This window comes from Streptomyces sp. NPDC019531, assembly GCF_044903305.1.
In the GTDB taxonomy this organism is placed as follows: Bacteria; Actinomycetota; Actinomycetes; order Streptomycetales; family Streptomycetaceae; genus Streptomyces.
The window spans coordinates 1-8,494 of record NZ_JBJDQL010000101.1 but is presented as its reverse complement, the minus strand read 5'-3'; the positions used below and the strand labels follow the sequence as shown (position 1 = coordinate 8,494).

2 protein-coding genes are annotated in these 8,494 nt (G+C 73.3%); both read left to right on the top strand.

What is annotated here, in order from left to right; all coding sequences use genetic code 11:
- Positions 1-2,247 (top strand): type I polyketide synthase (locus ACI2L1_RS44605; RefSeq protein WP_404745214.1); only part of this gene is annotated, 2,247 nt, incomplete at its 5' end.
- A gap of 1 nt (position 2,248) precedes the next feature.
- The coding region (locus tag ACI2L1_RS44600) for an SDR family NAD(P)-dependent oxidoreductase (RefSeq protein WP_404745213.1) at positions 2,249-8,494 on the top strand (6,246 nt) is incomplete at its 3' end.

Sequence of the window (8,494 nt, the reverse complement as noted above, 5' to 3'; positions counted from 1 at the left end):
GTCTACGCCGAAGTAACCCTCCCCGACGGAGAGTCCACCGACCAGGCCCCCCGATTCGGCATCCACCCCGCCCTCCTCGACGCCGCCATGCACGCCGCTCTGGTCGTCGAGGGCGGGAGCGACGGTGAGCCGACGCTGCCGTTCGTCTGGAACGGAGTGACCCTGCACGGCGGCGGTGCCCCGAGGGTCCGGGTGCACCTGTCCCGCAGTGGTGACCGTCGGCTGCGGCTGGCCGTGGCGGACTTCACGGGGCGGCCGGTGCTGAAGGTCGACTCCGTGGTCGGACGGCCCGTCTCTGCAGCGCAGTTGGCGGCGGCGGACACGAAGGGCGGCTCACTGTTCCGGATCGAGTGGGAGACGTTGGCCGTGACGCGCGACCTGGGCGCGGTACCGCCGACGTGGCATGACCTGCCCACCGGCACGACGACGGTCCCCCCGACCGTCCTCTTGACCTGCCCGACACCCTCACCCTCGGCCGACGATGACCCGACCCGCGGCACTCGGGAAGTCATGTACGAGGTGCTGGCGATCGTGCAGGAGTGGCTGTCCGACGACAGGTTCGCCGGATCCCGCCTGGTCGTGGCCACGCGCCGTGCGGTCGCCGTGGAGGACGGGGACGACGTCGACCTGGTCCAGGCCCCCGTGTGGGGCCTCCTCCGAGCCGCCCAGGCCGAGAACCCGGACCGCTTCCAGCTCGTCGACCTCGACGACGACCACCTGTCCGAGGCCGCCCTCGGAGCCGCCATCGCCTCCGGCGAACCCGAACTCGCCCTACGGGCGGGCCAGATCCTCCACCCCCGCTTCGCGCGCCTGACGCAGCCCCCGACCGTGGACGCGTCCGCCGCCACCGCTTCCGTCCTCGACCCGGACGGCACCGTCCTGGTCACCGGCGGCACCAGCGGCCTCGGTGCCGTCGTTGCCCGGCACCTGGTGGCCGAGCACGGCGTACGGCACCTGCTGCTGGTCAGCCGGCGCGGACCCGAGGCCACCGGGGCGAGCGAACTCGAAGAGGAACTCACGGCCGCAGGCGCCGAGGTGACCATCACCGCGTGCGACGTCGCCGCACGCGAGGACCTGGCCGCTCTCCTCGCCGCCGTCCCAGCCGCCCACCCGCTGACGGGAGTCGTGCACGCGGCCGGCGTCTCGGACAACGGCCTGATCGCCGAGTTGACGCCGGAGCGGTTCGACGCCGTCCTCACCCCGAAGGCGGACGCGGCCTGGCATCTGCACGAGCTCACCCGCGACCTGGAGGACTTGAAGGCGTTCGTACTGTTCTCGTCGGCCGGTGGCATGGTGCTGGCCGCGGGCCAGGCCAACTACGCCGCGGCGAACGTGTTCCTGGACGCCCTCGCCGCCCACCGCCGGGCGCACGGCCTGCCCGCCACCGCCATGGCCTGGGGCCTGTGGAGTGTGACCACCGGCCTGACCCGACAGTTGGACGAGGCCGAGCAGCGCATGGCCCGGCTCGGACTGCCCGGTCTGCCGCGGGACGAGGCGCTGGCGCTGTTCGACGCGGCGCTGCCGTACACCGGGGGCTCCGTCGTCGTACCGCTGCGCGTGGACACGGCGGCGCTGCGCGCGCGGGGTGACGCCCCGCCGGCCCTGCTGCGCAGGATTGCGCGGGTGCCGGTCCGTGCGGCGCGGGAGTCCGGTGCGCCGGATGGTGCGAGCCTGGAGCAGCGGCTCGCGGGACTGGGGGTGCAGGAGCGCCACGCGTATCTGCTGGACCTGGTCCGCGCGCAGACCGCGAGCATCCTCGGGCACGCCGGCGCGGCCGCGATCGAGCCCGACCGGGCCTTCAAGGACCTCGGGTTCGACTCGCTGACGGCCGTGGAGTTCCGCAACCGGCTCGGTGAGCGCACCGGCCTGAGGCTGCCGGCGACGCTCGTCTTCGACTACCCCAACGCCGAGGCCCTGGCCGGTTATCTGCTGGAGGAGGTGTTCCCGGACGGATCGGGTGACGCCCTGGACGCCCCGGCGGACGAGGAGCGCGTCCGCGCCCTCCTGCGGGCGATTCCGCTGGCCCGGCTGCGCGAGAGCGGCCTGCTGGACAGCCTCGTACGGCTCGGCGGCGACCTCGCGGCACCGCCCGGCCCCGGCTCCGATCCGGCGGACGGCACGCACGACGGCACCGCGCACGACACCGACGTAGACGAATCGATCGACGTCATGGACACCGAGAGCCTGATCAGCATGGCACTCGGCCACCGAGACCTCGGCGACACGACCGAAGAGACGGGTATCTGACATGGCAAGGCCGGACGAGAAGCTGGTCACCGCACTCCGCGAGTCGCTGAAGGAAACGGAACGGCTGCGCAGCCAGAACCGCAAGCTGTCGGCCGCCCAGCACGAGCCCATCGCGATCGTCGGCATGGCCTGCCGCTACCCCGGGGGTGTCAGCACCCCGGAGGAACTGTGGCGGCTGGTCGCCGACGGCGTCGACGCGGTGTCCGACTTCCCCGACGACCGGGGCTGGGCGCTGGACGAGCTGTACGACCCGGACGGGGGACCCGGCAGGACCTACGCGCGCGAGGGCGGTTTCCTCTACGACGCGGCGGGCTTCGACCCCGGCTTCTTCGGCATCAGCCCCAACGACGCGCAGGCGATGGACCCGCAGCAGCGGTTACTGCTGGAGGTTTCCTGGGAGGCGCTGGAGCGGGCCGGCATCGACCCGACCACGCAGAAAGGCTCGCCCACTGGCGTGTTCGCGGGCCTGATGTACCACGACTACGCGCAGGGCACCGGCGTCGGCAGCGCCACCGGCGGCAGTCTTGTCTCCGGCCGCGTGTCATACACCCTTGGCTTGGAGGGGCCGTCGGTGACGGTCGACACCGCCTGCTCGTCGTCGCTTGTCGCCCTGCATCTGGCGGTGCAGGCGCTGCGCTCAGGCGAGTGCTCGCTCGCGCTGGCCGGCGGCGTGGCCGTGATGTCGACCCCGGACATGTTCATCGAGTTCACCCGGCAGCGGGGACTGGCCTCCGACGGCCGGTGCCACTCCTTCGCCGAGACGGCCGACGGCACCGGCTGGGCCGAGGGCGTGGGCATGCTGCTGGTGGAGCGGCTGTCGGACGCCCGGCGCAACGGCCACCCGGTGGTCGCCGTGATCCGGGGCATCGCCGTCAACCAGGACGGCGCCAGCAACGGCTTCAGCGCGCCCAACGGGCCCTCGCAGCGCCGGGTGATCCGCCAGGCCCTGGAGAACGCCCGGCTCGGCCTCGCCGACGTGGACACCGTTGAGGCGCACGGCACCGGCACCACCCTCGGCGACCCCATCGAGGCTCAGGCGCTGCTGGCCACGTACGGCCGCGGACGGCCCGCGGACCGGCCGCTGTGGCTGGGCTCCATCAAGTCCAACATGGGCCACGCGCAGGCCGCCGCGGGGGTCGCCGGTGTGATCAAGATGGCCATGGCCATGCGGCACGGCATCCTGCCCCAGACCCTGCACGTCGACCGGCCGACCTCCAAGGTGGACTGGTCCGCCGGAGGCGTGGAACTCCTGACGGAGAACCGGCCCTGGCCCGAGACCGGGCGCCCGCGCCGCTCGGCGGTCTCCTCCTTCGGCATCAGCGGAACCAACGCCCACGTCATCCTCGAACAGGCGCCGCCGATCACCGCTGAGCGGGGTGACGACAGCCGGTCCGCCACCACTCCGGCCGCCGCAGCCACAGCTGGTGCGGAGCCGGCGGACACCACCGACACCTCCGACGTCACCGAGGCCCTCGCGAGCGGCACCAACGCGCCCGGCATCGACACGCGCACCGGCACCCCCGCTGCCCGACTCGTAGACCCCCCGCTCCCTTTGCTCGTCTCCGCCAAGACGGACGCCGCCCTGCGCGCCCAGGCCGACCGCCTGCTGGCGTATCTCGACGCCGCCGCCCCCGACACCCCCCTGGCCGACATCGCGCACTCGCTGCTCACCACCCGCACCCGGCTGCCCCACCGGGCCCTGGTGCTCGGCCGGGACCGAGACGCCGCACGCGACGCCCTGCGTGCGCTGGCCGCCGGTGAGGACGCCGTCAACCTCGTCCGGGACCAGGCCGACGTGGCCGGCCGGACCGTGTTCGTCTTCCCCGGCCAGGGGTCGCAGTGGGCCGGTATGGCCGCCTCCCTCATGGAGTCGTCCGGGGTCTTCGCCGAGGAACTCGCCGCGTGCGAGCGGGCGTTCACGCCGCATGTCGACTGGTCGCTGTCCGCCGTGCTGCGCGGTGAGCCGGACGCCCCGTCGCTCGACCGCGTCGACGTCGTCCAGCCCGCGCTGTTCGCGGTCATGGTGAGCCTGGCCGCGCTGTGGCAGTCGCTGGGCGTGCGTCCGGACGCTGTCGTCGGCCACTCCCAGGGCGAGATCGCCGCCGCGTACGTCGCCGGCGCGCTCTCCCTCGAAGACGCGGCCCGGGTCGTCACCCTGCGCAGTAAGGCGCTGGTCTCCCTGGCCGGCACCGGCAGCATGGCCTCCCTCGCCGCCCCCGCCGAGCGGGTCCGCGCCCTGATCGCACCGTACGGCGAGCACCTCAGCATCGCCGCCGCCAACGGCCCCGCCGCCACCGTGGTCTCCGGCGAGGTGCCGGCACTGGACGAACTCGCCGCCCGCTGCGAGGCCGAGGGCGTGCGCATGCGCCGTATCGCCGTGGACTACGCGTCCCACTCGGCGCAGGTATCCTCCCTGGAGGATCCGCTGCACGAACTCCTCGACGGCATCCGGCCCACCATGTCCACGGTCGCGTTCTACTCCACCCTCACCGGCGAACCCCTCGACACCACCGCCATGGACGCCGGCTACTGGTACCGCAACCTGCGCAACACCGTGCGGTTCGAGGACGTCATCCGCCTGCTGTGGCAGAACGGGTTCCGGACCTTCGTCGAGTGCAGCCCGCATCCCGTCCTCACCACGGGCGTCCAGGACACCCTGGAGAGTATCGACGGCGCCGAGAACGGTGGCGGCACCGCCGTGGTCGGCTCCCTGCGCCGCGACGAGGGCGGCCTGGACCGCTTCCTGACCTCGGTCGGTGAGGTGCAGGTCTGCGGCGGAAGCCCTGACTGGCGGCCCCTGTTCGCCGGCCACGCGCCGCGCACGGTGGAACTGCCGACGTATGCCTTCCAGCACGACCACTTCTGGCTCGAGGGCCGGCTCACCGAGGCCGACCCCGCCGCCCTCGGCCTGCTCCCCCTGGAGCATCCACTGCTCAGCGCCGCGCTGCCCGCCCCGGACGCCGACGAGGTGCAGTTCACCGGGCGGCTGTCGTCGGCTACCCATCCTTGGCTGCACGACCACATGGTGGGCGACGCCATCGTCTTCCCCGGCACCGGCTTCATCGAGCTCGTCGTCCGTGCCGGCGACGAGGTCGGCTGCGGCACCGTCGAGGAACTCACCCTGCAGTCGCCCATCGTGCTGCCCGAACGCGGCGGCATTCAGCTCCAGGTCCTGGTCAGCGCCCCCGACGTGGACGGCCGCCGTACCGTGGGCGTGTACTCCCGCCCGGACGAGGCGACCGCCTCCCCGTGGCAGCTCAACGCCGAGGGCCTCATCGGCCCCACCGGCCCGGCCGCCGACTTCGATCTCGCCGCCTGGCCGCCGCCCGGCGCCACCCCGATCGACCTGCGGGACGCCTACGACATCCTGCGCGCCCAGGACTATGGCTACGGCCCCGTCTTCCAGGGCCTCAAGGCGGCCTGGCGGCGAGGCGACGAACTGTTCGCCGAGGTCGCCCTGCCCGACCAGGCCCGCAGCGCCGCCGCGTCCTTCCGGCTGCACCCCGCCCTGCTGGACGCCGCCATGCACGCCGGCCTCTTCGACGACGACGGACGCCGCGACGGCGACACCGTGCTGCCGTTCGTCTGGAACGGGGTGACCCTGCACGCCGTCGGTGCCGCCGACCTCCGCGTCCGCAACGTGCCCAGCGGCGCGGACGGCGTGTCGCTCCAGGTCGCCGACGGTGCGGGCCGCCCGGTGCTCACCGTGGACGCGCTCGTGTCCCGCCAGGTCTCCGTCGACCGGCTCGCCGCCGGCCCCGGCCGCGATCACGCCCTCCACCGCATCGACTGGAAGGCCCTGCCCCACCTCACCAGCATGGCACCGCGGCCCACACCCTGGCAGGACCTCGGCGCCGACGAGCCCGTCCCGCCGGCCGTCCTCCTGACCTGTCCGGCCCCCTTGGACCCGGACTCGGACTCGATCGCGGACTCGGACGACTACGACCCGACGCGTGGCGTCCGGACGGTTGTGTACGAGGTGCTGGCGGTGGTCCAGGAGTGGCTGGCGCGGGAGCGCTACGCGGACGCGCGCCTGGTCGTGGCCACCCGGGGAGCGGTCGCCATGGAGGACGGCGACGAAGTCGACCTGGCCCAGGCCCCGGTGTGGGGCCTGCTGCGCGCCGCGCAGGCCGAGAACCCCGGCCGCTTCCAGCTCGTCGACCTCGACAACGACCCGCGCTCCGACGCCGTACTCGCCGCCGCGGTCGCCTCCGAGGAGCCCGAACTCGCCGTCCGCGCCGGTCAGGTCCGCGTGCCCCGGCTCACCCCGTCCGCCCTGCCCGCCGAATCACCGGCCGAGCCCTCCTTCGATCCCGACGGCACGGTCCTGATCACCGGCGGAACCGGCGGCCTGGGTGCCCTGGTGGCCCGCCACCTGATCGACACCCACGGCGTACGGCATCTGCTGCTCGTCAGCCGGCGCGGCCCCGACGCGCCGGGCGCCGCCGAGCTGGAGCGGGAACTCACCGAAGCGGGCGCCGAGGTCACCGTCGCGGCCTGTGACGTTGCCGACAGGGAGGCCCTGGCCACCCTGCTGGCCGACATCCCCGCCGGCCACCCGCTCACCGGGATCGTCCACACCGCCGGCGTCGCCGCCAACAGCCTGGTCGGCGAACTCACCCCGGAGCACTTCGACAGCGTGCTCGCCGCCAAGGCGGACGCGGCCTGGCATCTGCACGAGCTGACCCGCGACGCCGACCTGAAGGCGTTCGTGCTGTTCTCGTCAGCCGGTGGCATGGTGCTCGCCGCCGGGCAGGCCAACTACGCCGCCGCAAACGTCTTCCTGGACGCCCTCGCCGCCCACCGCCACGCCCACGCGCTGCCCGCCACCGCCACCGCATGGGGCCTGTGGAACGTCAGCACCGGCCTCAGCAGCCGGCTCAGCGACGCCGATCTCGAACGGATGCGGCGCCAGGGCCTGCCCGCCTTCTCCGCCGACGAGGGCCTCGCCCTGTTCGACGCCGCCCTGACCTCCGGCGAGTCCAACCTCGCGGCCCTGCGCGTCGACGGCGCCGCCCTGCGCAAGCGCGCCGACGACATCCCCGCGTTGCTGCGCGGCTTCGTCCCCGCCCCCGCCCGGCGCCTCGCCCAGGCGGGAGCCGGCGCGGATGCCTCCGCGCTGGAGCAGCAGCTCGTCGGGCTCGGCATGAACGAGCGCCGTACCGTCCTCCTCGACCTCGTGTGCACCCAGGTCGCGGCCGTCCTCGGCCACGGTTCCGCGGACGCCGTCGAACCCGGACGGGCCTTCCAGGAACTCGGCTTCGAGTCCCTCACCGCCGTCGAACTGCGTAACCGCCTCAACAAACTCACCGGCCTGCGGCTCCCGGCGACCCTGGTCTTCGACTATCCCAACGCCCGCGCCGTCGCCGACCACATCGCCGACAAATACGACGGCACCACCGCGGTCCCCGCGCTGCCCGCCGTACGGCACACCACCACCGACGACGACCCGATCGCCGTCGTCGGCATGGCGTGCCGCTTCCCGGGCGGGGTGAAAACCCCCGAGGACCTCTGGCGCCTCCTCGTCGACGAGACCGACCCGACCACCGAATTCCCGTCCGACCGAGGCTGGTCCGTGGACAGCCTCTACGACCCGGAACCCGGTAAACCCGGCAAGACCTACGCCAAGCGCGGCAGCTTCCTGCACGACGCCGCCGACTTCGACCCCGACTTCTTCGGGATCAGCCCCGGCGAAGCCATGGTCATGGACCCGCAGCAGCGGCTGCTGCTGGAGACCTCCTGGGAGGCGTTGGAGCGGGCCGGCATCGACCCGACCACGCTCAAGGGTTCGGCCACCGGCGTGTTCACCGGGCTGATGTACCACGACTACGGCCTCGGCGCGCACGCCGCGACCACCAGCGGCGGCAGCCTGGCCACGGGCCGGGTGTCGTACACGCTGGGCCTGGAAGGCCCCTCGGTGACGGTGGACACGGCGTGCTCGTCGTCGCTGGTGGCGTTGCACCTGGCGGTGCAGGCGCTGCGCGCGGGCGAGTGCTCACTCGCCCTCGCCGGCGGCGTGGCCGTGATGTCCACCCCCGACATGTACCTGGAGTTCAGCCGTCAGCGTGGGCTGTCGGCCGATGGTCGGTGCAGGTCGTTCGCGGCGGCGGCGGACGGTACGGGGTGGTCTGAGGGGGTGGGTGTGCTGCTGGTGGAGCGGTTGTCGGATGCGCGGCGGAACGGTCATCGGGTGTTGGCGGTGGTGCGGGGCAGTGCGGTGAATCAGGACGGGGCGAGTAATGGTTTG